The 915-nt window shown below is 62.3% G+C and carries 2 protein-coding genes; both read left to right on the top strand.

Annotated features, from left to right (window positions below; translation table 11 throughout):
* Nucleotides 1-514: ABC transporter permease (locus AQY21_RS02055; protein ID WP_152988064.1), on the top strand; the 514-nt coding region annotated here is incomplete at its 5' end.
* Nucleotides 511-915: ABC transporter permease (locus tag AQY21_RS02050; RefSeq protein ID WP_369807743.1), on the top strand; the 405-nt coding region annotated here is incomplete at its 3' end. The genes AQY21_RS02055 and AQY21_RS02050, both read left to right, overlap by 4 nt.

Below are 915 nucleotides of genomic sequence, written 5' to 3'. Positions count from 1 at the left end.
CTTCACCAGCTACCTGGTCCGGGTCTATTCCTGGCAGATCTTTTTGTCCGACGCGGGCATCATCAATGTAGTGCTGGGCTGGCTTGGCCTTGGCCCCTTCAACCTGCTCAACACCGTTGTCGCGACCATGCTGGGCTATGTGACCCTGGGCTTTCCGCTGGTCGTGCTGCTCCAGCTTTTCAGCCTGATCTTCGTCGACCGCACGCTGATCGAGGCTGCGCACAACATGCGCTGCGGCAGGCTGCGCACGGTCTTTGCGGTAGTGATCCCCTCGGCCCGGGTCGGGCTGGTGATCGCGGCGCTGTTCAGCTTCATCCTGTGCTTCGGCGATTTCGTCAGCCCGATCTATCTGGGCGGCGGCGACCCGACCACGCTGTCCATCCTGATCACCGACACCACGAAATCCGGTCAGCAATGGCCCCGCGCGGCGGTGATCGCGCTGACCATGATCGCGACGCTGATGGTCGTGGCCTTCCTGGCCGTCCGCTTCGCCTATAAGGGGCGCACGAAATGAACCAGCAGAACGAACTGAACCGCAATCCGCTGATCGATGCGGCGCTCAAGCTCTATGTGATCCTGGCCTATCTGTTCGTCTTTGCGCCGATCCTTGCCAGTTTCGTGTTCTCCTTCAACTCGGATCGCTTTCCCTCGATCCCGCTGGGACACTTCTCGACCGAGTGGTATCGTGCCGTCGCCACCGACCCGTTGGTCTGGGAGGGGTTGCGCAACACGCTCATGGTCGGCGCGGCGGTGGGCGTTATCTCGACCGTGCTGGGCTTCGGCGCGGCCTATACGGACTACCGCTACCGCTTTCTCGGCAAGCAGGTCTATCTGGCGCTGGCGCTGCTGCCGCCGACCATTCCGGTCGTCATCATGGGGCTGGCGATGCTGGCTTATCTGTCGCGCATCGACCTG

The organism is Paracoccus sp. MKU1, assembly GCF_001447385.1.
Classification (GTDB): domain Bacteria; phylum Pseudomonadota; class Alphaproteobacteria; order Rhodobacterales; family Rhodobacteraceae; genus Paracoccus.
Note: the sequence above shows the minus strand (reverse complement) of the source record. Positions and strands in the feature narration are given on the sequence as shown.